The 24755-nt window shown below is 61.6% G+C and carries 17 protein-coding genes; 5 read left to right on the forward strand and 12 right to left on the reverse strand.

What is annotated here, in order from left to right:
• Positions 1-61: 61 nt before the first annotated feature.
• Entirely contained in the window at positions 62-208 is a 147-nt protein-coding gene (locus tag VGL22_RS16540) for a hypothetical protein (protein ID WP_465268070.1), read from the reverse strand.
• Here VGL22_RS16540 and VGL22_RS16545 point away from each other — a divergent pair.
• Both VGL22_RS16545 and VGL22_RS16550 read left to right on the forward strand, forming a co-directional pair.
• Entirely contained in the window at positions 173-820 is a 648-nt protein-coding gene (locus tag VGL22_RS16545; protein ID WP_465268069.1) for a CHAD domain-containing protein, read from the forward strand. The two genes, VGL22_RS16540 and VGL22_RS16545, sit on opposite strands and share 36 nt — an antisense overlap.
• 65 nt (positions 821-885) lie before the next feature.
• Positions 886-1551 (forward strand): UdgX family uracil-DNA binding protein, encoded by a 666-nt coding sequence (locus tag VGL22_RS16550; RefSeq protein WP_465268046.1) that lies wholly within the window; start codon positions 886-888, stop codon positions 1549-1551.
• A gap of 66 nt (positions 1552-1617) precedes the next feature.
• Here VGL22_RS16550 and VGL22_RS16555 read toward each other — a convergent pair whose 3' ends face one another.
• From VGL22_RS16555 to VGL22_RS16580, 6 genes are all read right to left on the reverse strand, one after another.
• Positions 1618-1992, reverse strand: a complete 375-nt coding sequence (locus VGL22_RS16555; protein WP_465268047.1) for a hypothetical protein — start codon at positions 1990-1992, stop codon at positions 1618-1620.
• Positions 1993-2189: 197 nt separating this feature from the next.
• The gene (treZ, locus tag VGL22_RS16560) at positions 2190-3923 is read right to left on the reverse strand and encodes a malto-oligosyltrehalose trehalohydrolase (protein WP_465268048.1); all 1734 of its coding nucleotides are present in this window, start codon (positions 3921-3923) and stop codon (positions 2190-2192) included.
• Between the two features lie 4 nt (positions 3924-3927).
• Positions 3928-6582 carry a malto-oligosyltrehalose synthase gene (gene treY / locus VGL22_RS16565; protein WP_465268049.1) on the reverse strand — a complete coding sequence of 885 codons (2655 nt, stop codon included), beginning with the start codon at positions 6580-6582 and terminating at the stop codon, positions 3928-3930.
• Positions 6583-6670: 88 nt separating this feature from the next.
• Entirely contained in the window at positions 6671-9340 is a 2670-nt protein-coding gene (gene ligD, locus VGL22_RS16570; RefSeq protein WP_465268050.1) for a DNA ligase D, read from the reverse strand.
• 9 nt (positions 9341-9349) lie between these two features.
• Positions 9350-10267 carry a non-homologous end joining protein Ku gene (gene ku, locus VGL22_RS16575; RefSeq protein ID WP_465268051.1) on the reverse strand — a complete coding sequence of 306 codons (918 nt, stop codon included), beginning with the start codon at positions 10265-10267 and terminating at the stop codon, positions 9350-9352.
• Positions 10268-10392: 125 nt separating this feature from the next.
• Positions 10393-10917 carry a YciE/YciF ferroxidase family protein gene (locus VGL22_RS16580; protein WP_465268052.1) on the reverse strand — a complete coding sequence of 175 codons (525 nt, stop codon included), beginning with the start codon at positions 10915-10917 and terminating at the stop codon, positions 10393-10395.
• A 158-nt stretch (positions 10918-11075) separates the two neighbouring features.
• Here VGL22_RS16580 and VGL22_RS16585 point away from each other — a divergent pair, with 158 nt between their 5' ends.
• Positions 11076-12755 (forward strand): N-acyl-D-amino-acid deacylase family protein, encoded by a 1680-nt coding sequence (locus VGL22_RS16585; protein WP_465268053.1) that lies wholly within the window; start codon positions 11076-11078, stop codon positions 12753-12755.
• 518 nt (positions 12756-13273) lie between these two features.
• Here the strand turns inward: VGL22_RS16585 and VGL22_RS16590 are convergent.
• From VGL22_RS16590 to VGL22_RS16605, 4 genes are all read right to left on the reverse strand, one after another.
• Complete coding sequence (locus tag VGL22_RS16590; protein WP_465268054.1) at positions 13274-14047, reverse strand: Bax inhibitor-1/YccA family protein; 774 nt, start codon at positions 14045-14047, stop codon at positions 13274-13276.
• 116 nt (positions 14048-14163) lie between these two features.
• Positions 14164-15207, reverse strand: coding sequence for a phosphotransferase enzyme family protein (locus VGL22_RS16595; protein ID WP_465268055.1), 1044 nt, complete (start codon positions 15205-15207; stop codon positions 14164-14166).
• Positions 15208-15254: 47 nt separating this feature from the next.
• Positions 15255-16154, reverse strand: a complete 900-nt coding sequence (locus VGL22_RS16600) for a nucleotidyltransferase family protein (RefSeq protein WP_465268056.1) — start codon at positions 16152-16154, stop codon at positions 15255-15257.
• Positions 16155-16233: 79 nt separating this feature from the next.
• Positions 16234-18240, reverse strand: a complete 2007-nt coding sequence (locus VGL22_RS16605) for an alpha-galactosidase (RefSeq protein WP_465268057.1) — start codon at positions 18238-18240, stop codon at positions 16234-16236.
• Positions 18241-18576: 336 nt separating this feature from the next.
• Here VGL22_RS16605 and VGL22_RS16610 point away from each other — a divergent pair, with 336 nt between their 5' ends.
• A complete protein-coding gene (locus VGL22_RS16610) occupies positions 18577-20487 on the forward strand; it encodes an outer membrane protein assembly factor BamB family protein (protein ID WP_465268058.1) in 1911 nt (636 codons plus the stop codon).
• A 110-nt stretch (positions 20488-20597) separates the two neighbouring features.
• On the opposite strand, the gene VGL22_RS16615 is transcribed toward VGL22_RS16610, so the two are convergent.
• A complete protein-coding gene (locus VGL22_RS16615) occupies positions 20598-22646 on the reverse strand; it encodes an APC family permease (RefSeq protein WP_465268059.1) in 2049 nt (682 codons plus the stop codon).
• Positions 22647-22910: 264 nt separating this feature from the next.
• Between VGL22_RS16615 and VGL22_RS16620 the strand changes: the two genes are divergently transcribed.
• The gene (locus VGL22_RS16620; protein ID WP_465268060.1) at positions 22911-24407 is read left to right on the forward strand and encodes a DUF1593 domain-containing protein; all 1497 of its coding nucleotides are present in this window, start codon (positions 22911-22913) and stop codon (positions 24405-24407) included.
• Positions 24408-24755: the final 348 nt, after the last annotated feature.

A 24755-nucleotide genomic window follows, 5' to 3' on the forward strand; every position in this document is an offset into this window, starting at 1 on the left:
GCGCTTAGCAACTCCGGGATGGGTCCCGAGGTCTAATTCCCCTATGGACGTGGATACCCAGTCAGCCGTCAAGCCGCTGCGTAAGCTTCGCAAATTGCTCAAAGATTTCCCTCCGCATCCATCCCCAGAGCAGGTGCACAGCCTGCGTACCAACGCGCGCAAGCTCGAAGCCATCGTTCACACCTTTTCTTCTGAGTCCGATCGCCAAGCCCACACCCTCCTCAAACTCATCAAGCCGATACGCAAAGCTGCCGGAAAAGCCCGCGACATGGACGTCTTTATCGCTCGGCTCCATCAACTGAAAATCGAACCCGAAAGCAACGGCCTGGTGCGCCTTACGGAACACATCGCGCAGCTCCGCCAAAAACGCCTTGCGCGTCTTCACCTGATCATCGCCAGCGAGCTTAAACTGACCCGCCGCGTGCTCAAGCGATACGTGCGTTGGCTTGGATCACGCGACGGCTACCTCAGCCCCGCCGCACCTCAGGTGTTGGCCGAGAAACTGGACCGATGGCCCAAACTGCACGCCGCAAACCTCCACGATTTCCGTATCCACGCCAAGGAACTGCGCTACATGCTGCAGCTTTTTCCTGAAACCACCCGGCAGCGCATGGACGCTCTCGGCGAGCTCAAGGACAAGGCTGGTGAGTGGCACGACTGGCTCGAACTTCACAGCCTTGCGAAAGAATGTCTCGATCCCGCGGCCGATCGCGACATCCTGGATCATCTCCGCGACACCAGCCAGGACAAGTTGCGTGCCGCCCTGGGCTCCGCCAACCGCCTGCGCAAGCTCAACCTCGATATTCCGCGCGCAGCTTGAACGCCTCTCGCGCATCCTTGCTCGCTTCCTCACGCATCCCAGTCCCATAGTTGGTGTGCGCCTGCATGGCTACTCTCAAGTCTCAGAAGATCAAAGTGCCCGGTGCGGCGGAGTTTCTGCCCGCCGAGCATAGCCTGCCGGTCCTCCAAGTCGCCGTTCAGCACTGCAAAGGATGCGACCTTTACCGCAACGCCACCCAGGCCGTCTTCGGTGAAGCCGATGTTTCGGCTTCCGGCAAAATCCGCATGATGATCGTGGGCGAGCAGCCCGGCGACCGCGAGGACAGAGAAGGGCATCCCTTCGTAGGCCCAGCCGGCAAGTTTCTCGACCGCTGCCTGGATGAGGCCGGCATTGTCCGCAAGGAAGTCTACGTCACCAATGCCGTGAAGCACTTCAAATGGGAACCGCGCGGCAAGGTCCGCCTCCACAAAAAGCCGAACTCCAGGGAGATCTTCGCCTGTAGTCCGTGGCTGCGCGCCGAGGTCGACGCAGTCGCACCGCAACTCCTCGTATGCCTTGGAGCGACGGCGGCGCAGTCGCTTCTAGGCGCCGGGTTTCGTGTCACCAAGTCCCACGGTCAGGTGCAGCATGCGGAAGGATGGCCGCCCATTCTCGCCACTGCGCACCCCGCTTCCATACTTAGAGCCCGCACGGAGGATGATCGCCACCGCCAGACGGCGGAGTTTCTTGAGGACCTGCGCGCGGCACGTAGCTTCCTGCGCAAGCGCTGAATTCGCCTAAAACAAGAGCCGCCGATCCAGTTGGATCGGCGGCTCCTGTGTCTCTAACGGTGCGCTCTACGCGGCGGGCGGGTGATCGTAGTCATCGGCAAGCTCCGCCCAGCTCTGAATGGCATAAGGCTGCTTGACCTTCATTACGGTTACATGCGGCTCGTTGAAGCGCACCAGATTCGAGCGGTTCCTCGAAATCAACGCAGGACGTAGAATCAACCGCTGCATGTGCTGAGGTTCGCGCCCGACGCCGATTTCGCGCACGGCCGGACTGTCCCCGGTTGCAGTGCTCACCGCAGGCTCGCGCTCCTCGGGTGCCGTCTGACGGTCCACGATTTTTAGCCCGCCCGGGTTCTGCGCCGCTCCCTGCGGAGTGTCCGTTGAGCGTTCCTTCAGCCCGCGGCAGCGGAAATCAGCGATATTTACCGTAGATGCAGCCATATACAAATCCTGGATCACGAGGAACTTACCACCCCGGAATAGATAAACGGAGGTTGAAACCACTCAATATGGTTCGCGTCTCTTGAAGTAGGATGCGCTGCCGTCCCCTGAGTTGTATTCGACGCCAATTTGGCGGCCCGACAGAGCCCCAGAGCGCGCGCTGAGGGGGCAACGGACCCGGCCGCCAATCATGCACTTCAGGACTGGATAATCACGACTCCGTCGGGCTCAACCAGCACGCCCTCGTCCTTCACTTCCAGCCCGGCCCCTGAACTCAGCAGAATCACCGATCCCGCAGGTGCCGGAAACCGATGCGCCTGAGTTCCGAGGTTGCACTGCACACGAATGTTTCCGCGCTGCATTTCCAGCCATCGGCCTTCTTCACCGACGGTGACCCGTGTATGCCCCGGTTCGGCGTCGTTCAGCGCCGGAGTCGCTTTCCGCACGCGGATGAGTTCGCGGTACCACGCCAGCATTTCGGCGTGCTCGCCCTCCGTGACCTCCTGCCAGTTGAGCTTTGAGCGCTCGAAGGTCTCCTTCGCCTCCGGATCAGGCACCTCAGAGGGATCCCACCCGAAGGCCTCGAATTCACGCTTGCGCCCTTCAGAGACCAGGCGCGCCAGCTCCGGATCGCTGTGATCCGCAAAGTACTGGAACGGCGAAGATGCAGCCCACTCCTCGCCCTGAAACAGCATTGGCACGAACGGGCCGGTGAGTACGAGCGCCGCCGCTACTTTGGCGCGCGCAAGACCCGCGCACTCGTGCAGCCGATCGCCCACGGCGCGGTTTCCAATCTGGTCGTGGTTCTGGATGAACCCAAGGAACCGATATTGCGGCAGGTGGCGCGTGGGCCTTCCATGCACGCGTTTGCGGTATTTCGAGTAGATGCCGTCGTAGACAAACGTCTCTTCGAGCGCTTTCTTCAGATGGGCCAGTGTGCCGAAGTCGCCGTAGTATCCACCTTGTCCCGGTTCGAGCATCGTGAACAGCGCGTGATGGAAGTCATCGCTCCACTGCGCATCCAGTCCGTAGCCGCCGGCCTCCCGGGCTGTCACGACCCGCGGATCGTTGAGATCGCTCTCCGCAATCAGCACCAACCGGCGGCCCGCGGTCGCCTCAAGTGCTTCGGTCTCCACCGCAAGCTGCTCAAGAAAGTGAATTGCCGAGCGGTCCACGTAGGCATGGACAGCGTCCAGCCGCAGGCCATCGATATGAAAGGCGCCCATCCACATCAGCGCGTTATCGCAGAAGAAGCGACGCACCTCATTGGCCCACGTGTCCTCTAAATTCACCGCGCCGCCCCACGGTGTTTGGTGCGCCTCAGTGAGATAGGGGCCGTACTTACCGGTGTAATTTCCTGACGGCCCAAAGTGGTTATAGACTACGTCCAGCAGCACGGCCAGACCCTTTTCATGCGCCGCGTTCACGAAGCGCTTGAGTGCGTCGGGCCCGCCATAAGAGTCTTGCACGGCGAATAGTGCCACGCCATCATACCCCCAGCCGTGTCGACCCTCGAAGGCATTTACAGGCATCAACTCCACATGCGTGATTCCCAGCTCCTTCAGCGCATCCAGCTTTTCAATCGCCGCGTCGAGCGTGCCCTCCTGCGTGAACGTTCCGATGTGCAACTCGTACATGACGGCGCTGGCCAGCGGTTTGGCCTGAAACCCAGCGTCAGTCCACCCAAACGCGCTCTGATCGTACACACGCGAGAGCCCATGCACTCCGTTCGGCTGCCACTGCGACCGCGGATCGGGATACGCCTTCTCATCCTCGCCTATGACGAAGCCGTAGTCAGAACCCGGCCCCGCCGCTTCCACATCTGCCACCCACCATCCGTGCTCATCAGGACCTTGCATCGCGGCGCGCACGCCTCCCGCCTCCACCTCCAGTTTCCCTACCAGCGGTGCCCAAACTTTAAACCTGTGCATCAGCTCACTCCGAATTTTTTATCAGCAGTGCGACGGGAAAACGCCGCAACAGCGCTTGGATGCGAATCGGGCCGCCATCTATTACGTCCCCTGTGAGCAAATTGGCCCATTTTCCCTGAGGAAGCGAAATTGTGGTTCCGGCCCAGCTGTCACCCAGCTTGATGGGCCAGCGCGGAACCACCGTTGCCACGCGATCACCCCTCATAAACGCCACCGCATGTTCCGCTTTTGCCCCGCTCACGAGCAGCCGCTCGTAGGCTGCTTCCTCACCGAACCACTGCGGATGCTCGCGACGCAGACTGAGCGTGCAATGCACTACCCAGAGCTTGGGCATGCCCGCGTCTTCGTGCTTCATGATCTCTTCCACCGGCATTCCAGCCTTTAGAGCACTGAGCATCGATTGCCGCTGCTCATAATCCACCGGAGTGCGATTATCGGGATCGACCAGCCTGTAATCCCAGAGCTCGCCTCCCTGATACGTGTCGGGAACCCCTGGAGCCGTGTAATGCAGAAGCGTCTGCGCCAGGCTGTTGATGTGCCCCGGGTGATCCACCCGGCCCACCAGTGCTTCGAGATCGGCAAGGAACTCGCGACACGTGTGAATCTGCGCGATGAACGCCTGCAGCGCGTCTTCGAACTCTTTGTTCTGCTGCGTCCAGGTCGTCTGCTCCTTGGCTTCGCGCACGGCCTTCACCATGTAAGCCTGCAGCCGCTCTTCGGAGATAGGCCATGCGCCAATCATCGTCTGGTAAAGAAAATACTCCGTGTTTCTGTCCGGCAAACCCTTCGTCTTGAAGCGCGCATTCATCTTGGCCCACCGCTGCAGCGCGGTCTTCCAGCGCGCGGGTATCTCCGTCAGAGCCGCGAGCCGTGCGCGCACATCATCGCAGCGCTTGGTATCATGCGTCGCCAGCGTCGTCATGCTCAACGGATGTTTCGCCTGCATGTGCTCGCAGTACCCGTGGAACTGATCAATGCTCATGCCATCGATTGCCGGCGCGCCCCCCACTTCATTCAGTCCGATCATGCGGTTGAAGCAGTAGAACGCCGTGTCTTCCACTCCCTTGGCCATCACCGGCGACGTGAACTGCTGGAACCGAAGCAGAAACTCGCTTTCCAGCACGCCACGGTATCGCAGGGTCAGAACGTCCTCCATGAAATCAAAGAGCCCGGCATCAACGTCCTGGCGGTTCTCCTTTGCCCTGACCACTGCTGCGTGGATATGCTCACGATCCTGATCCGTGATCTCGTTCCGCTCCGCCACCACATAGGTTCGATAAATCGAGAACGCCGCCGCAACCTCGCGAATGGCGCGCCGTATCTCCGCGCGCGTGTAATCGCGCCGGTCGCGATTGCCCTCGCATATCTCCACGAAGAGACTCGCTAACCGGTTCACGTCGCTTCCCAGCGCCTCCTGCTCTACGCTGAGCTTCTTATCGTGCACCATGTCTTCAAAACTGAGCGTCCTGTCCGTGAACTCACCATATATCGCGCTGAACTCGCGCAGCCCTTCAGGATGCATCAGCAGGTTGTTGCACACGTTCAGGAAGTCGTAGCCGCTCGTTCCATCGATCCGCCACTGCTCGCGAAGCCATTCTCCCGGCTCCAGTATCTTTTCACCGATGATCCACGCGTCTCCGGCTTGTGCGCGTAAACGATCGAAATACTGCTGTGGATCGCGCAGCCCGTCAGGATGATCGACGCGGATGCCGTCCAGCACGCCGCTCCGCACCCACTCCAGAATGCGGGCGTGGGTCGCATCGAATACATGCTGCCGCTCCATGCGCAGCCCGATAAGCGTGTTGACGTCAAAGAATCTGCGGTATCCCAGTTCCTGATCCGCTGTGCGCCAGTACGCGAGCCTGTAGTTCTGCTGATTCAGCAGATCATCCAGCAGATTGACGTCAGCGTTGATGGTTGCAATGGCTCTCGAGATCGCCTCGCAGGTCGCCGGCTTTTCGGCGCACGCACGCGCCAGCATCGCGTAGATCACGTCCTTGTCGCGCTGCCGTTCCTGCACCAGCGCAGGATCGGTAGAATCCGGCACGGGCAATCGCGCCAGGCTGTCCGCGAGAAATCCGATTGTGTTCTCCTGCAGGTTCTGGGCCGCCATCTTGAGAACATTTCCCAGAGAGCGGGGCGCAATCGGTAGGGAATGGTCAAAGTATCGGACGCGGAAACTCTCTCCCTCCTGCTCGATCTTGATGTCGCCCGCCGCAAGCACCTTGCCATACTGATCGCCGAGCACCGGGATGAGAATCTTGTTTTTGAGCTTCACCTCGGCGGAGTTCCAGTCAATGTCGAACCATGTTGCGTAACAGCTCGATGGCCCGTTCTCGAGCACGTCCCACCAGTAGCGATTCCACGGGCCGATGGCCATGTGGTTAGGCACGATATCAAGCACCTGGCCCAGGCTCAGTTCCCGCAGCCGTTCGCAAAAACGTTGGTGCCCTTCCTCGCCGCCCAGTTCCTCATTCACCTTCTCGTGATCCACGACGTCATAGCCGTGCATGCTGCCTGGCGCGGCCTGCAGATAGGGAGAACAATAAACGTGAGTTACGCCGAGATCTTTCAGATAACCGGCAATGGCGGACGCATCGTTGAACTTGAACTGCTTGTTCAACTGCAGCCGGTATGTCGATTGAGGAACACGTCGCATCGAGTCACCTGGTTGGGTCACAAAGAGAGCATCGGCTTCACGCCTGCCCGTGGGATGTTTCATTTTCATGCCGAGTTACGGAAGAGAATCAGCCCAGCCTGAGCGGTTGATCCAGCCTGAGCATTTCCTTCCACGGATCGCGCGCCAGCCGCTTTCTCCAGTCTTGGATGTCTGAAACCAGAAAACGTGGCGGCCCTTGTTGATCGAGTTCGCTCCAACGGAGAGGCATGGCTATCGGCAGCCCGGCGCGTGCCCGCGGCGAGTACGGCGCCACCGCCGTTGCCCCGCGATCGTTGCGCAGGTAATCCAGAAAAATCTTGCCCACCCGGGCCGCCTTGCTCATCTTGGTCAGGAACTGGCTGGGAAAATCTCTTTCCATGTTCAGCACAAACTGATGTGTGAAGTCCTTCACCGCAGGCCATTCATGCTCCGGCCGGATCGGTACCACCACGTGCAGCCCTTTACCTCCGGTAGTCTTCACAAAGCTCTTCAAGCCCAGCTTCTGCAGGCGCTTGCGCACTTCCTTCGCGCTTGAGACTACAGTCGCCCATTCAATCGAGGGATCAGGATCGAGATCAATCACAATGCGGTCCGGCTGCTCCATCGTCTCGTTCTTTGAGCCCCACGGATGCACTTCGAGTACGCCGATTTGCGCAAGCTGCACCAGGGCTTCCGGCGTGCTGAGCGTGATGTAGGGCTCGCGCTCGCCAGTCTTGCGATTCAGCACGTCCACCCTGTCCAGGCCCCTCACCATCTGGTTGCGGTGCTTCTGATAGAAGCACGGCTTCCCGCTGCCATCCACGCAACGCACCAGCGTGAGCGGCCGATCGGCAATGTGCGGCAGCATGATTTGGGCAATCTCCAGGTAGTAGCGCGCCAGCTGCTCCTTGCTCACGCCGGTGCTCTCGTCCAGAACCTTGTCAGGATGCGACAACTTGATGGGCAGCGGTTTGGAGCCGTCGCTTGCCACGGACTTGCCCGCGCTCTTGGCCGCTTTGGGCGCCCTTGTCTTGTGTGCCGCCGCGCTGCGCACCTGCTTGTCCACCGATGACTCTGCTTCGCTCTCGACGTCTTCCAGTACTACGCTCTTTGCCGGTTTGTCTTCCCGCAAGCCCTTGAAGGATGCCTGCCGCACCAGATGGTCCGCTGTCCACGTCGTGAAGTTCACCTGCGCCACCAATTCCGGCTTCACCCACATGGCGTCCCGCACCGCATCGCGCGGGATCTGAGCAAACGCAGTCTTCGCGCAGCGCAGCTTCTCCAGCTTGTCGCGCATCAGGCGGTGCGTCTTCTGCGTGAAGCCTGTTCCGGTTTTGCCGGCGAAGATCAGCTTTCCCTCGCGATAGTATCCCAGCAGCAGCGCGCCGATTCCATAGCTTCCATTCGTCGGCAGAGTGAATCCGCCGATCACCAGTTCCTGCTCGCGATAGCACTTGATCTTCTGCCAGCCACCGCCCCGGCCCTCGGAGTACTTACCGTCCGCCAGCTTGGAGATAATCCCCTCGGTGCCGAGCTCGCATGCCTTGCTAAAGATTGCGCGCCCGTCGCCGTCCAGGTGCTCGCTTAAGCGCATGGTCTCGCTCTCGCCGCTTGCCTCCAGCACTTCCCCCAAAATCCGCTTTCGTTCGATAAGGGGGAGACCGCGCAGATTGTAGCCGTCCAGGTGCAGCAGATCGAAAGCAAAGTAGGTCAGCGGCCTCTTCGTCGATTCCTGGAATGCCGCCTGCAGTTCCGCGAAGCTTGAGGTGCCTTCCGCGCTGAGCACCACAACCTCGCCGTCGATGAGCGCACTCTTGACCGGCAGCCGGAGTGCCGCATCTGCCACCTCTTTCATGCGATGCGTCCAGTCAAGCCCGTTGCGCGTGAGCAGTTGCACCGCGCGCTTTTTTGCGTCGACGCGCACCTGGATGCGATAGCCATCGAGTTTGATCTCGTGAACCCACTTGTCCCCCGTGGGCGGATCCTTGGCGATCTGCGCCAGTTGCGGCGCGATGAAATCCGGCAGAGTCTCCTTCTTGGCGCCCCGCAGTTCTTTTGACCACTCGCGCTCAACCGGCTTCTTCCGTGCGGCCTTCGTCTCGCCGCCCTTGCCATCTTCCGCGCCACGATTTGACTGCCACACCCTATCCTCGGCTCGCGCAATTGCATCCATGTCGCGCTGCGTCAGCACGCTCTTCTGCTCTTCCTCTGTAATCGCCATCTCGTCCCGCGCGCGCTCAAACTCGTCATGCTCCTTGATCAACAGCCACGCGGGCTTGTCGGCGCGCTGGCCGGGGCGGGGATGCATGCGCACCAGAGCCCAGTTGCCCTTCATCTTTTCGCCATGCATGGCGAACTTCAGCGAGCCCTTGCGCAGGCCCTCGTTCACATCCACATGCGGCTCCCACGTACCGCGGTCCCACAGCATCACGGTGCCGCCCCCGTACTGCCCCTTGGGGATAATGCCCTCGAAGCCGCCGTATTCCATGGGATGATCTTCCACCTCCATCGCCAACCGCTTGTCCCCTGGGAAGTAGCTGGGGCCTTTGGTTACGGCCCAACTCTTCAGTACGCCGTTCCAGCCCAGCCGGAAGTCATAGTGCAGACGGCTCGCAGCGTGTTTCTGGATCACAAACGGCAGCTCCGACGCGCTCCTCGGCGTAGCCGCCTTGTGCCCGCTCGGTTCCTGTGTGACCTGAAAATCACGCATGGAACGATACTTGCTCAGCTGCTCGTCTGCCGGTCGCTTTTTTGAGACTGCTCGCCGCGCCTGTGCCATAGCGTTCGCCTAAGCAGACTTCCGTCGCTTTTCGTGATTTCCTTTTTCCCCTCGACTCGTCCGGCGCGGCATTTCCGTTACCGACCCCTTCGTTCTCTTATGAGAGGTCGCGTGCGCCGCCGGCTTCTTCTCGCCGCTTCCGATGCTGGCCCGCAGCGCATCCATCAGGTTCACCACCTTGCCGCGCGGCCCCGGTTTCTCTTCCTTCGGTAAAGGCTCGTTCTTCATCTTGGCTTCAATCATCTCGCGCAGCGCTGTCTCATATTCATCCTTGAATTTCTCGGGCGCGAACTTGCCGCTCTTGCGCTTGATAAGTTCCTTCGCAAGGTCCAGCGATTCTTGATCCACCGTCGGCGTCTTGATGTCTGCGAAGTAACCCTTCGGCTTGCGCAACTCCTCTTCATACCGCAGCGCGTAGGCCATCAGCCCGGGTAACGACTCATCCTCCGGTGCGCTGATCGCCATCACGTGTTCGCGGCCGCTCATCGCAATCTTGCCCAGCCCCACCTTGTGCGTATCCAGCAGCGCTTTGCGCACCACGGCAAACGCTTCAGACTGCGAGTCTCCGTCCGGCGTGACGAAGTACGGCTTTTCAAAGTACTCCGGCGAAAGTTCCTTCATATCTACAAACTGCTGCAACTCCAGCGTGCGGCGTGAGGGAATCCGCAGTTTGGCAATCTCCTTGGGGTCGATCTGGATGTATTCCCCCTTGCGGTATTCGTAGCCCTTGACCACATCATCCTTCTCAACCGTTTCCTCCTCGCCGGAAGCGCTGCCTGAAACCTTCTGGTGCCGCACGCGTTCGCCAGACTTCTTGCTGATCTGGTGAAAATGAATCTCGCTCTTGGCCTCCACGGCGGGGAACAGCCTCACGCCGAACTTGACCAGCGAAATCTGTATCTGTCCTGACCAGAACGGACGCGCCACCCTCGAACCTCCTTTTCTTTCAGTCAGATTCCCAGCTTTTGTGTGAAGTTGCCCCTGCACAGACACAAGTACCCCATCCTGAACAAGGCATTCACGTTCAGGATGAGGTAGGACTCACTGGCCCCTCAGGCCGCTTTAGCTTTCGGATTCACCCGAACCGAGATCTCCGTCAGCAGGTGATCAGCGTGCCCTTCTTCCTTGGCGGTCTGGTCCAGCAACTCGGCCGCGCGGGTCTCGCCCAGCAGCGTTGCCCATTGCCGCACCGTTCCATAGGAGGCAATCTCGAAGTGCTCCACGCGCTGGGCTGCGGCGATCAGCGCCGCGTCCCGCACCCAGGCATCGCGGGCATCTACGAAAAGATCTTCAGCCTCGGTCTTCATCGCAGCAATCGTCTTGCACTTCGCAGGGCTTGTATTGTCCAGGCCCGCGTCACTGCGCTTCTGTTCAGCCAGGATCTCCTCCAGCCGCTTGATGTGCTCTTCTGTCTCCTGAAGATGCGACTGGAAGGCCTGCCGCAATTGCTCATCGTTGGCATGCGTGATCATAGTGGGCAGCGTCCGCACAATCTGCTCCTCGGCTGAAAGCAGCACCCGAAGCTGGTTCACCCAAAGATCGCGCAGATTCTGAAAGTCCTCTGATAGCCACTTCATCTCTTCACCTCGCCCTGTGCACTACTCAACGCTGAGTGAGATGCGTACTCTCCACAATCCGTTCGCTTTGTGATTCGATATCAAAGCGCGTGCCGCAGGCGCGGGCGTGTTACGATGCACCCACGCCGTCGATCACCAATTCAATGCTTATGAGACACATGCGCGCACTCACCCTCGCCGCCTCACTCTTCGCACTGCCGCTGGCGCTGCCCTCGCAATCAACACAGCCCTACGACCTCGTCATCGCCAACGGCCACATCATCGACGGCACCGGATCCCCCTGGTACTCCGGCCAGATCGGGATCCGCAACGGCCGCATCGTGGCCATCGGGAGTCTTGAGGACGCGCCGCGCACCCGGACCATCGATGCGCACGGCCAGGTCGTCGCCCCCGGATTCATCGACATGCTCGGCCAGTCCGAGCTGACCATCCTGGTCGATCCGCGCCTGCCTTCGAAGATCTTTCAGGGCATCACCACCGAGGTCACGGGGGAAGGTGGCTCTGCTGCCCCGCTCAACCCGCAGATGATTGAGGCTGACCGAGCCAGCTACGAGCACCTGAAGATCACGCCTGACTGGACTACGTTCCGTGAGTACTTCGCGCGGCTGGAAAAGCAGCGCATGGGCATTAATCTGGCCAGCTACGTAGGCGCTACCAGCGTCCGCCGCATGGTTCTGGGCGACGAGGATGTCCAGCCCACGCCGGCCCAGCTCGCGCAGATGCAGTCGCTCGTCGAGCAGGGAATGCGCGATGGAGCCGTCGGCGTGTCCACCTCGCTGCAGTATGCCCCCGCGCCTTACGCCAGGACAGAAGAGCTGATCGCGCTCGCCTCCACCGCAGGCAAGTACGGCGGCGTGTACGCGACCCACATGCGGAGCGAAGGCGATGCCGAGCCCGCCGCGATTGACGAAGCCATCCGCATTGGCCGCGAAGGCCACATCCCCGTCGAGATCTGGCACCTGAAAGTGGCCGGTAAAAATAACTGGGGCAAAATGCCGCAGATCGTCGCGCAGATTCAGGCAGCCCGTGATGCCGGGGTCGACGTTTCCGCCAACACCTACGCTTACACCGCCTGGTTCAACACGTTCTCCGCGTTCGTCCCTCCCTGGGCGCACGATGGCGGCGACGCCAAACTGGTGGAGCGCCTGAAAGATCCCGCCACGCGCGCCCGCATCCGCAAAGACATGCTCGACCCCAAAGGCGATTGGGACAACGAGTGGCAGGAAATCCCCGGTCCGGAGGCGATTCAGATCGCGGTGGTGCAGAATCCCGAACTAGTCCCCTTGCAAGGCAAGCGACTCTCCGATGTGGCCACCCTGTGGCACGAGGACGCCATGGATGCGCTCTGCGACATTCTCATCAAGGACAAGGCGTTCACCGAGGTAGCTGTCTTCGCCATGTCGGAGCCGGACGTGGTTCTCGCCCTTAAGCAGCCGTGGGTTTCAGTCGACAACGACTCTCAGGGCACCTCCCCCGACGGTCTCCTGGGCGCCGAGCATCCGCACCCGCGGGCCTACGGAACATTCCCACGCATCCTGCGAAAGTATGTTCGTGAGGAGCACGCACTTACACTCGAAGATGCCATCCGCAAGTTCGCCGCTCTGCCGGCGCAGCGCCTGCACTTCAACGATCGCGGTGTGCTGAAGGCGGGCATGGCCGCCGATATCGTGATCTTCAATCCGGCTACCATCCGTGACCTCGCCACCTTCGAGCAGCCCAACCAACTCTCCGAGGGAATGGAATACGTCTTGGTGAACGGGGTTCCGGTTATCGCGGATGGCAAAATGACGGGCGCCCTTCCGGGCAAGGTCCTGCGCGGAGCGGGATACAAACCATAGCTTGCGCGCCGTCGTTGGGCTGGTTCGCAGGTAAGTTTTGCCCGATGGGCGACATTATTCCCTTGCGCCGCCCTCGATAGCACCGGGGGCTAACTCCTTCACCGGCAGTCATTTCTCGTGTTTTTACCATCTGGCATGATACGTGCTCAATCCAGAGTGTAAGAACGCAGCCAACGATGCTGCCGGCGCTTACGCGACCGCTGCCGACCCGGAGGCGTGACGGTCGCTTCGAGCAGCCTGGCGCCCCCGCGGAGGACACCTGACTGTCAGCCCGCGGTAACAAGATGTCTCCGAGCCGGCTGTCTGGGGCCGCCGGGGAGACAGGTCGAATGCCCGCTATCGCGCAGCGATGGCGGGCATTCGCTTATACGGAAACGCACTCGTTGATCCCTCGGATGAGCCACAGCGCTACGCGATGACCGGCCTCGTTCGGCCAGGTCTCGCCTCCCATTGCCGCCCTGAAACAGCAAAGCCCGCGATCGCTTGACAGCGGGCCTTGCTGTTAGGCGGCGCTGCCGCTAGTCGCGGCTGCGCGTCTTGGCCAGCAGGCGCAGGATCTCGAGATACAGCCAGATCAGCGTGACCATGATGCCGAACGCGCCATACCACTCCATGTACTTGGGAGCTCCATAGTTGACGCCCCGCTCGATGAAATCGAAGTCGAGCACCAGGTTCAGCGCGGCAATGGCGACCACAATCAGGCTGAACACAATGCCGATCGGCCCGGAGCCGTTGACGCTGGACAAAAACTGCACGTGGAAGAAGCCCAGAACCATCTGCGCCAGATAAAGCAGCATGATGCCGCCCGTCGCAGCCACGATGCCAAGCGCAAACTTCTGCGTCACGCGGATAATGCGCGTGCTGTAGAGGAAAAGCAATGCGAACAGCGTGCCGAACGTGAGACCCACCGCCTGAATGGCGAGGCCCGGATAGCGCTGATCGAACATGGCGGAAATTCCGCCCAGCAGCAGCCCCTCCAGCAGAGCGTAGATCGGCGCAGACACCGGCGCCCACTCCTTCTTGAAGATCGTCACCATGGCGCAGATGAATCCGCCAATGCCGCCAATGGCCATGAGCCCGCCCACTGCCGCCGGGGAGCCGTACGACAGGTACTTGAACCACGTCCATGCCGCCGTGGCAAAGGTGAGCACCAGCAGCACCCCGGTCTTGTTGACCGTGCCGCTCAGGGTCATCCGCGCAGCGGCATCAATCAGCCCGCCGCCGTAGCCGCCGCCCACGTTACGAAACGTGTTTTCACCAAGGGCCGGATTCGAAGTCTTCATCAAAGGCATCTGTAAACTCCCGTTTTCGCCGGGCATCGCTCCTTCCGCGTGCGCGGAGGACAGCCCGTATTCCCATTTTATGTCGCAGCGGACGTCGTTTGCCGCAGGTGAGTCGGACACTCACGTTATGTGAGTGAACGTACTACCTGTACCATTAGACGCTCCTGGGCCTCGATCGATTCGAGCAGGCGGAACTGGGTTCGCGTACGGTCCAGGTTATGCGTGGGCCGGCTCACAGGGTAATAGGTGTCCCCCGAAAGATAGTCGGTAAGGAACCGGACGCCCTGCTCGAACGTGATGAGCTTGCCCGCGGCCGTCAGGGAGAGCTTCTCCTCGCCGGTCAGGAAGCCGCCCGCTCCGGCCAGATACCCGCGGGCGAGCGCCTCGAAGTGGTCGAACCGGGCATGCACCTTGCTGAGGTCCTGCTCGTCTTCAGCGGCCGGGCAGGTCGCAGTCCGAACCATGTCGCCGAAGTCATAGACCGCCAGACCCGGCATGACGGTGTCCAGATCGATCACGCAGACCGGGTTTCCGGTTCGCGCATCCAGAAGGACATTGTTGATCTTAGTGTCGTTATGGGTGACGCGCTCCGGCATCCCGCGGTCCAGCAGGACGCGGGCGAGGGGCAGCCGCGCCTCGACGAAATCGATTTCCGCCCCCGCTGGTCGGACGCGGCCGGCAGCGTCGGCGGCAATGGCGCGATCCAGGGCTGCAATCCGGCTGGGCGTGTCGTGAAACCCTGGAATCGTGTCGTGCAGCCGCGGAGGAGGCAGGGAAGTGAGCAGGCGCTGAAAGTCGCCGAACGCTCGGGCGACTGTGAAGCACTGTTCGGCCGACTCGATCTGCTCCACCGTGCGAGTCTTGTCGATGTAGTGGTAGAGCCGCCAGTAGGTGCCTTCATCATCGACACTCCATGAGCCGCCGCCGGTTGCGGAAACGAGTTGCAGAGCCTGGCCGCCGGTTTCCGCGGCCATCCGCGACAAGTGCCCGGTGACCCGGTCGATGTTCTCCATCAGTTCGACCGGTCGCGAGAAAACCCGTGTGTTGATGCGCTGCAGAAGGAAGCGCGCTCCCGTGTCCAGCCTGATCAGGTACGAGCGGTGAATGAGACCCTTGCCGAACGGCTCGGCGCTGCGCGGTTCGCCAGCTATCTCGAACTGGCGAACCACAGTCGCAATCGCTTCTGAAACTGCTGAGTCTTCACTCGCCCCGGAGCTCATGACCACAGTGGATTCGGATACTTGCCCGCATCCACCAGCGCACGGATGCTGTCTACCACCCGAGGGCGGTCTTCGCGATACGTGACGCCGAACCATTGATCGCGTGACTGCAGAACCTTCACCCGCGCCTCGCCGTCGGATACGAGTTCGCCCACTGCCATGGGAATGTAGCTCTCCGCCTTCAGTTCCCCTGTGTTCTTCTCAAGGAAGCGCTGGAACACCTCGCGGATCTGCGGGAAGATCTGCGGGGTAAATCCCCAGTAGTTCATTGAGACGGGTTCGTCGCCACTGAGCCTGGTCACCGTTCCATCGGGCGCCGTGTTCCTGCCGCCCTCGCCGTCGCGCTCAATGCTGGTGAGCTCCTCGATGCGCTGCAGGTAATTGTCCGAGCTCACACGGCACACGCCCCGCGCCACCGAACCAAAGTCCGACAGCGTATTGCGCAGGATGAACCCGACCATCGCGTAGTCGGGCGAGCCGGACTTCAGGTGCTCCGCCAGCACCCCATAGCTCTCCCCGCCATAAAAGTCGTCGGCATTGATCACGCCGAAGGGCTCCTGAATAACATCCTCAGCCATGAGCACCGCCTGGGTGGTGCCCCAGGGCTTCGTGCGGCCTTCCGGAACGCTGAAGCCGGCAGGCAACTTGTCGAGCTCCTGGAAGGCGTATTCCACATGGATGCGCTTGTCGAAACGCGAGCCGACAGTCTGCTTGAAAGGCTCTTCAATGTCCTTGCGGATGACGAACACCAGTTTGCCGAATCCGGCTCGCATGGCGTCATAAATCGAGTAGTCAATGATGGTTTCGCCCGCCGGGCCAACGGGATCGATCTGCTTGAGTCCACCGTAGCGGCTGCCCATGCCGGCCGCCATCACAAGAAGAGTGGGTGCTTGCATCGTTTCCTTTCCTTAATCGTGACGTGTATGTGATGCGTTTCGCGTCTGCTCTTGTTGCGTCGTGTGGTGATCCGCGGCATCAACGCCGGGTTACATCCAGGGTCAGCACCTCGAATGGCTCCAGGTGAAACTCATGCCCTTGCTGCGCGTTCAGGTCCAGAGCAGGCTTGCGGGCGTCGCTCTTCCATGGGCTCTTCGCTGTCCAGCTCTGCCTTTCCCCGGGCGGCATTTCAAACACATCTGCCAGCTTCAGCTTAATGCTTTGAGGCTTGTCGCTGGGATTGCGCAGGACCAGCGTCCCTTTGCCCCAGTCCCATGCGGCCCACCCATAGACCTCCAGCCATTGCGGATTGCCGCCCACCCAGTGCGTGTCTTTGAGAATGTCCTGGTGATCGCGCGACCACTTGGCGGCCTCCGCCAGATCGTCCCAGTTTTGATCCGAAAGCAGCGAGGGCGTAATGTACATCTCCTGCAACTGCGTGCCGGTGCCAAAGTACGAGCGCACTTCATTGCGGAAGCGGTTGTCAGGATCGACATTGAGATGCGGATGCTGCTTCGCGTAGATGATGCCGTGCAGCATGAGCGAGTTCAGCGGATAAAGCGGCCCCGCCTGCACAATATTCTGATAAGTCTGCGCGTCCCGATACGTGATCCAGCGCTCCCGATAAGGCCCCACCCCGGTCGCATCGTCGTCCTCCCCGCCGCGCCATGTGGAGTCGGCATAAAGCAGCCAGAACGGCGATGGCCAGGTGCCCGTGGTCAGGTTGATAAACACGTCCGGCTTGGCCGCACGCAGCTCGTCAATCAGGTGGATGGCCGCGGAAAAATCGCTGTCGAACTGGCTGCCGGGAAATACAGAGTCCACGTTCCCGGTGCCGTCGAACTTGAACTGGTTCACTCCGTAGGTGCGCATCATATCCAGCGCCACATCGCGAAAGGCCGCATAATACCTGGGGCCGGAGAGCGCATACCCGCCCGCGACAATCTCGTAACCCTGCGACTTGCCGAAAGCGATGCGCTCCCGCTTGGCCTTGCCGTAACCGCCCCAGGGAGACATCCAGACCCCCGGCTCGGCGCCGTATTGCTCGGCGGCCTGCTTCACCGGTGCAAACCCCTGCGGAAATCCGGCATTGAACTTCCACAGCGCGTTGTGATCGTCCCACCCATCGTCGAATAGATAGGAGTCCAGCGTGACGCCGCGCTTCTGCTTGAGCTCACGGCCAAAGGCGTTGACCCGGTCCAGCGCGCCGTCGGCATTGAAGTCGTTGCCGAAGCCGAGGTCGAACCACGAGTTGTAATGCAGAAAAGTACGATAGGGATGCGCCCGCTCGCGTTCGATATAGTCGAGGAAATCCCGGCGCATCTGCCCCTCGCGCGCCACGCCGATCACGGCCGAGTAAGTGACGGACTGCCCCGCCTTGAGAGGCAACTCGCGATCGATCCAGGCGGTGGCGCGCCCCGCCGTGGCTTTGCTGCGCGCGATGGGGTGCTCGAATCCCGCGAAGATGTTGCCCGCGACGATCGGCGATCCCTGCACCGAGCCGCTTACCTGGGCGCCCGCCAGCGGCAGGTCAATCAACTGCACGCGGCTGATCTCGGCATCCTGATCGACCGCCGCAATGCTGAGAGCTTCGCGTATATAAGATGAGCCGTCGCGCAGGATCAGTGACCACGTGAGGCGCAGTGCGTGATCGGCTGTCTCCAGCGGAACCTCGATCTGCTCGCCGCGAATACGGTCCGCCATCCGCGATGCTGCCGGACGAGCCGTGAGCTCGTGCTGTGACACCGGCCCCGACAGCACCACATCCGACGCGCGATAGTTGCCGCCGCTCTTCAGCAGAATGGCAAATGGTTGCGAGATCGGGAGGGCCATGTGGTGCATGCGATCGGTGATCAGAAAGCCGCTCACATGCCCGCCCGTGGTGACGAACCCCGCAGTCAGGTGCTGGTTGTGCAGGTCGCAACGATCGGCGGAAACCGTCGCGGTGGCCGGCGTCTCCGTTGCTTTTTGCGCCTGCCCATGGCTCAGTGAGGCAGCCAGCGTACACGCGGCCGCGGCATATCGCACCTGTGCAATCATCCCCATAGTTCGATCTCTGCCTGATCTGGTGAGTTCTGTCGTGGAGGTTCGAATCACTCTGCATTCTAACGTCCCAGGGCGGCGAGGTGATTGCCTCCGAGTTCCCGGAGAGATCGCAAACAAACGCGGCCGCGCGCGGGCGGACGTTGACAGCCGGAGCGGGGCGTCGGTAGGATTCGTGCCAGCCGGTTGAAACCTTTCAACGCACCACCCGGAAATTGCCCGCCGCTTCCCTTGTCAAAGCCTGCCGGGCGCATGCCTGGGCCGCTCGGATGATCTCGGCTCCGGCGAGTGCAATGCTGCGGCAGTCAGCAACCAACCGGCAACGAATCAGGAGCGCCAGTGCGAAAAATTCTCCTCGCCATTTCTACTTCCGTTGTTTCCCTCGGCGCGGTAGCGCTTGCCCAGATGGGCCAGTGGACCACCTTCGGGCATGACCCGCAGCGCTCCGGCTATACCGAGGAAGAGCATGCGTTCTCGCCGGCCAATGTCGCGGCCATGGGCCTCGAGTGGAAGACCACCGTCCCCAATCAGCCGCTCTCCATGGCCGGCCTGACCGCACCGCTGGTCGTACGCGGAGTGAAGTCTGCGCACGGCGAGAAGAACCTCGTCCTTGTCGCGGGCAGCTCTGACCACATCTGGGCCCTTGACGCCGAGACCGGCGAACTCGCTTGGAAGGTCGACTTCAAGCTCCGCGAGCCGCGCCCCGGCAACGGCGACTGGCTCTGTCCCAACGCCCTGAACGCCACACCCGTCATCGATCCCGGCAAGGCGCGCGTCTTTGTGGTGTCCAGCGACGGCGTGCTGCACATCCTGAACCTGACTGACGGGCAGGACGCGCAACCCCCCGCGCAGTTTGTCCCCGCCTACTCGAAGATGTGGAGCCTCAACTATGTCGGCGGCGTGGTGTACACGTCCATCTCGCAGGGCTGCGCCAAGGCCCAGTCCGGCGCCGCTGCCATGGATCCCGATGCCCCGGGCCGGCCCGTCACCCGCTTTTACACGGCTGCCAACGGCGCCGGCGTGTGGGGCCGCGGAGGCCTCTCCGTTGGGTTCGACGACAACATCTACGGTGTGACCGGCGATGCCCCCTTCGATCCCCCCGCGAACGAATTCGGCGACACGGTGTTTCGCCTCGCGCCCCGCACCCTCCAACTGGCCGGCTACTACACGCCCGCGGACTGGCAGTATCTCACCCGGCGCGACCTGGACATGGGCACCTCCACACCCATCGTGTTTCGAATGGGATCGCATGCATACACCGCGGTGGGCGGCAAGGAAGGCGCAATCTACCTGACCGACACCTCCGCCATGTCCGGCCCTGACCATCACACCACCGCCTTCATCTCGCCGCGCTATACCAACGCCGCGCAGACTTTCGAGCGCAACGGCATCTGGGGCGCCATGAGTTCTTATCGCGACAGCGCAGGGCAGCGGTGGCTTTACGTCCCTTCGTGGGGCTCGCCCACCAGGGATGCGCAATTCCCGCTGTCGTATGGACCGGCCAACGATGGCAGCCTGATGGCGTTCAAGGTGTCAGCCGGCGCTGATCACAAGCTTTCGCTCACCCCCGCGTGGATCTCGCAAAACATCACCGTGCCGGATCCCGCCGCCATTGCGGGCGGACTCGTGTTCGTGCTGGGAACCGGCGAAGACACGCGCCAGGTCAACAATGGCGACATCAACCAGCTTCTTGTAGGCCGCGAAGCGCGCGCCGCAGGCCATGCCATCCTGTATGCACTCGACGCGGCCACCGGCAAGCAGTTGTGGTCAAGCGGCGATGCCATCAGCGGGTGGACACATTTCTCCGGCCTGGCGGTCGCCGATGGCAAAGTTTTTGTAACCACACATGATGGCGTGGTGTACGCCTTCGCATTGCGCAAGGCAGGGGCGCCGGCTGTTCGCACCAACGTTGTGCAGGGCCCCGCGGCATCGAGCGCACCGGTCGTGTCCCATGCTGCTGCCGCGGTGGCCACCTACGTGCCGGAGTGCGGCGAAACCAAAACCCTCTTCGTCCAGCGATGCGCGCAGTGCCACGGGCCCAATGGCAAGGGCTCCGCCGGTGGGCGCTCGCCGGACTTTACCGATGCCGCGTGGCAGGCGAGCCGCACCGATGCCGCGCTCATTGAGGCGCTCAGGAATGGCACAGACCACGGGATGCCTGCCTTCAGCAACCAGCTCAAACCCGCACAGATCGACGAACTGATCCACTGCATGGTGCGTGGGTTCGGGCAGGCTCCAGCGGGCCGCTGATCACAGAAGCCTCGTCATGCGAACTCCGGCAGCCGTCGCACTGCGCGGAGTTCGCATGGCAACGGGAAAGCGGCGTCCAGGCACCCGCGACTCACGCTGGCCTGATCTTTTCAGTCGCTCATCAGAAAGATCAGCGGGCGAATATCCTCTTCCGGCGTGGCATCCCAGAACCGCAGAAGAATCGTATAGAACATCAGCCCGGTCTCGCCTTCGCCGAACAGAATGTAGCGCAGTGCCTGCGTCATCAAATCGCGGCGAGTCAGCCCGATGAACACCGAGATCGGATCGATGCATTCGCTTACGAATGCCAGAGAATTGGCGATAGCGATCGCACCATAGACTTCGCCGTAATAGTCGCTGCCTTCGCACCGGATCTTCACTTCGAGCGGGGCTGAGAACTCGCTGCAGTTATCCAGCAGGTTCACGTGCACGAACGCGAATGGCCCGTGCACATTGTAGTGCTGGGCAATCTCCTCGCGCTTCTTGTTGCGGGCTTCGACACTGGAGCTCTTGATCGGAACAAGGTGCAACTTCTTGCCGCGCAGCTCCGGACCCAGCCGCCAGCTCTCCTGGTCGGCGAAGTAGCCCTCGCTGATGCGCAACTCGACCGAGCGCAATGACCGGCTCAGTCCGCTGGCCAGCATCAGCAGCAGCGTGAGAATGGCGCCGATAATCAGCCCGTCCGGCCGCTCCAGGCAGTTATCCCCAAGCGTATAGAGAAAGACCAGGCAGATCATCCCTGAGTAGCAGGCCAGAAACCATCGCCGCTCGTGCCATGAAGCCAGCGTGGCCGCGAATGCAGCCGACAGAATCAGCACCAGCACGCCGGTCGCATACGCGCCGCTCTGCTTCTCCACATCGGCGCGAAATACCAGCGTGATGATGATGTTGATCGCGAAGAGCACCAGCACAAGGGGCCGCGCCAGGCCCGCCCAGCGTGGCGCCATGCCAAAACGCGGCAGGTACCGCGGCACCAGGTGCAACAGTCCTGCCATGGCTGAAGCGCCCGCCAGCCCCAGGATGACGATCGTGGAAACGTCGTAAACCGTCCCAAAGCCCGGCCCAATGTACTTGTGCGCGAGAAACGCAAGCGCGCGTCCGCTGGCCTTGCCTTCAAGGCTGTAGTCTGCCGGGCTGATGAGCAGCGTAGTCACAAAGCTCGACAGAATCAGCAGCACGCTCATGATCGAAGCCGCCACGACCAGGAGCTTGCGCGTGTTGGCGATCCTGCCTTCCGGCCGACGACCGCTGCGCGGCGTGTAGTCCTGGTCCGCGGCTCCTCCGTCGATCAGCGGCATTACCGTCACGCCGGTTTCGAATCCGCTCAGCCCCAGCGCAAGTTTTGGAAACACGATGAGCGCGCCCACAATCACCAGCGAGAAGTCGCCCTTGGCCGACAACATTGTCCTCCACGCCGGCAGAAGCGTGGGATGCGTGAAGACCTCCCATGCACCGCGCCCCAGCACCACCAGATTGAGCAGCAGGTAAGGTATGGTGGCGAACGTAGCCAGCCCAATGGCTTCGTTGAAGCCCCTGAGGAACAGAACCGTGAGCAGCGTCAAAAACAGCAACGTGACCAGAACCTGATGCCCCCCCAGATAGCTGTGCAGGAACGGATTCTCGATCGCATGTTTGGCAGCATCTGCGGCTGAAAGTGTCATGGTGATGATGAAATCCGTAGCCGCAAATCCGAGCAGCACCAGCACCAGCATCTTCCCCTTCCAGCGCGGCAGCAGATTCTCAAGCATGGCAATCGAACCCTGCCCGGCAAAGCTTCTCCCTGACACCTGGAAGTAAACCGGCAGCGCGCCCAGCAGCGTAACCAGCACCAGGATCACGGTGGCGATCGGCGCCACCACTCCCGCCGCAAGCAGGGCAATCCCCGGCTGATAACCCAGCGTGGAGAAATAATCCACCCCCGTCAGCCAGATCACCTTCCACCACGGATGCCGGTGCATATTCTTGCCGGCGTGCTCTTCCAGAGGCTCGCCGCTCGCCATCCAGCGGCGCAGTCCGGATTTATGTTCGGGCTTGGGAACCTGAAGCTGCTCGCGGAACGGAATGCGCTGGTTCGGCATCTGATCGGGCGCCGCAGCGGTCCCGTCAGGTTCACGGGAGGCCTTCGCTCCCGTATCGGTTTCAGGGACTTTCAACGTCATAGCGTTGCCGCTCGCCCCGCCGGAACAGCCGTCAGCGCGCACCCCGGCCAGCCGATTGTCCCCTGAACCCGCCGGGCGGGGAACTACAAAAGTTGCCAGTCCCTCAAGCGCGCCCCAGGCACGCGCAAAGCCCGTGGCGAGTTGCGATTGGCCGGGTTAGCATCGTGTGCAATGGTAAGTACTGTAGATTCCTGCCCTGGTCTGTCCGCCGCCCGCTGTCCGCCGCGCGCTCGCGGCTTCCTGCGCCGCCGGAAGATTACCCGCATGCTCTCGGTGTCGCTCCTGCTGCTTGCCGGGCAGGCCATCTTCTCCCCGGCACTGATTGCGCAGATGCCGGCAGCCCCGCAACTCGTGGATACATTCACGGGCAAACCGCGCGTCGCCATCATCAGCGACATCGGCAACGAGCCCGACGATCAGATGTCCCTGGTGCGGCTGCTTCTCTACTCCAATCAGTTCGACATCGAGGCGTTGATCGCAGCCACTTCCACCTGGCAAAAAACCGCCACCCACGCTGACACCATGCACACGCTCATCCACTCCTACAGCGAGGTCAGGACCAATCTGCTGCTGCACGCCAAGGGCTGGCCCACAGCGGAGGAACTCGATCAGCGTGTCGTCACCGGCCAACCGGCTTACGGCTTGGCGGCTACCGGCGCAGGAAAGAGTTCTGCTGGCTCTAAAGCGCTTGCTCAGGCGATCGAACGCGACGACCCGCGGCCTCTCTGGATCTGCATCTGGGGCGGCGCCAACACCCTCGCCCAGACCCTCCTCGATCTGCGCGCGGAGAGATCACCCGACGAGTTGAACAAGTTGATCGCCCAGGTGCGGGTGTACTCCGTATCCGATCAGGACGATGCCGGTCCCTGGATTCGCAGCCAGTTCCCCGGCCTCTTCTACATCGTTTCCCCCAGTCGTGCGAACTCCGACAACTACTATGCCGCCACGTGGACAGGCATCAGCGGCGACGTCTACTACCGCAACGGCGAGGGCGCCGACAACACCACCGTGACCAACCAATGGCTCGACAAGAACATCCGCTCGAAAGGCTCTATGGGTAAGGTGTATCCCAAGTTCATGTTCATCATGGAGGGCGACACGCCCAGCTTTCTCCCGCTCATTGACAACGGCCTGAATGCGTACCGTCGCCCTGACTGGGGCGGCTGGGGCGGCCGCTACGTCTACCTGCAGCCGTACGGCGAAACCCATCCCATCTGGTCGCAGGGCGGCGACGAGTTCATGCGCGCCAATTCACAGGATACGGTGACGGGTGCCGACGGCCGCACGCACGTCTCCGACCAGGCGACCATCTGGCGCTGGCGCGAAGCGTTCCAGAACGACTTCGCCGCGCGCATGGATTGGACCACCAACGACTTCGCCCACGCCAATCACAATCCTCAGGTCGTGGTAAATCGCAACCCCGGCGCCGGCCCCGTTGAAGTCGAGGCCACGGCCGGCCAGACAATCACGCTGGATGCGGCGGGCAGCCGCGACCCCGACGGCCAATCGCTTCAGTACCACTGGTTCCTCTACCCGGAAGCCGGCCTGATGGGCTTCCGCGGCGCCGACGTATCCCTCGCCGGAGAGGATGGCCCCGTCGCCAAAGTGACCGTGAATTCGCCCTGCCGCGCTCCCTGGCTGCCGCTCATCCCTTGCAAGGGAGAAGGCGTCATGCACATCATCCTCGCCGTCACTGACAATGGATCGCCGCGTCTCACTTCCTACCGCCGCATCATCCTGACGGTGAATCCGGCGAAGTAACCCTTCAGCATGAAACCTGCGCCATCCCCAAAATGCGCTGTCATCCTTCCGCGTAGCAAGCTGTCATCCTTCCGCGTAGCAAGCTGTCATCCTGACGTGTAGCAGAAGGACCTGTCGCGAAAATAATACGGCAGCCCCTCACCTTGTCATCCTGAGCATCGCGAAGGACCCGCTGTTGCATTTTCATCGTTTCGGGTGGAACTCCGTTCCATGCCCGACTGCGGTTGTTCTCGGGCATGTTGGGGTTCCGAAAGACGCGATCAATGGACAGGGATGGATCCTGCATGGAGATTTCGAGGTCCGCCCCTTACAACGCCCGATTCAAGGCCATATGCAAGCCGCATGCAT

It is taken from the genome of Occallatibacter sp. (assembly GCF_036502485.1).
Lineage (GTDB): Bacteria > Acidobacteriota > Terriglobia > Terriglobales > Acidobacteriaceae > Telmatobacter.

Coding starts and splice junctions, on each gene's coding strand:
- VGL22_RS16550 (WP_465268046.1), top strand. CDS start 886: ATGGCTACTCTCAAGTCTCAGAAGATCAAAGTGCCCGGTGCGGCGGAG.
- VGL22_RS16555 (WP_465268047.1), bottom strand. CDS start 1,992: ATGGCTGCATCTACGGTAAATATCGCTGATTTCCGCTGCCGCGGGCTG.
- treZ (WP_465268048.1), bottom strand. CDS start 3,923: ATGCACAGGTTTAAAGTTTGGGCACCGCTGGTAGGGAAACTGGAGGTG.
- treY (WP_465268049.1), bottom strand. CDS start 6,582: ATGCGACGTGTTCCTCAATCGACATACCGGCTGCAGTTGAACAAGCAG.
- ligD (WP_465268050.1), bottom strand. CDS start 9,340: ATGGCACAGGCGCGGCGAGCAGTCTCAAAAAAGCGACCGGCAGACGAG.
- VGL22_RS16580 (WP_465268052.1), bottom strand. CDS start 10,917: ATGAAGTGGCTATCAGAGGACTTTCAGAATCTGCGCGATCTTTGGGTG.
- VGL22_RS16585 (WP_465268053.1), top strand. CDS start 11,076: ATGCGCGCACTCACCCTCGCCGCCTCACTCTTCGCACTGCCGCTGGCG.
- VGL22_RS16590 (WP_465268054.1), bottom strand. CDS start 14,047: ATGCCTTTGATGAAGACTTCGAATCCGGCCCTTGGTGAAAACACGTTT.
- VGL22_RS16600 (WP_465268056.1), bottom strand. CDS start 16,154: ATGCAAGCACCCACTCTTCTTGTGATGGCGGCCGGCATGGGCAGCCGC.
- VGL22_RS16605 (WP_465268057.1), bottom strand. CDS start 18,240: ATGGGGATGATTGCACAGGTGCGATATGCCGCGGCCGCGTGTACGCTG.
- VGL22_RS16615 (WP_465268059.1), bottom strand. CDS start 22,646: ATGACGTTGAAAGTCCCTGAAACCGATACGGGAGCGAAGGCCTCCCGT.
- VGL22_RS16620 (WP_465268060.1), top strand. CDS start 22,911: ATGCTCTCGGTGTCGCTCCTGCTGCTTGCCGGGCAGGCCATCTTCTCC.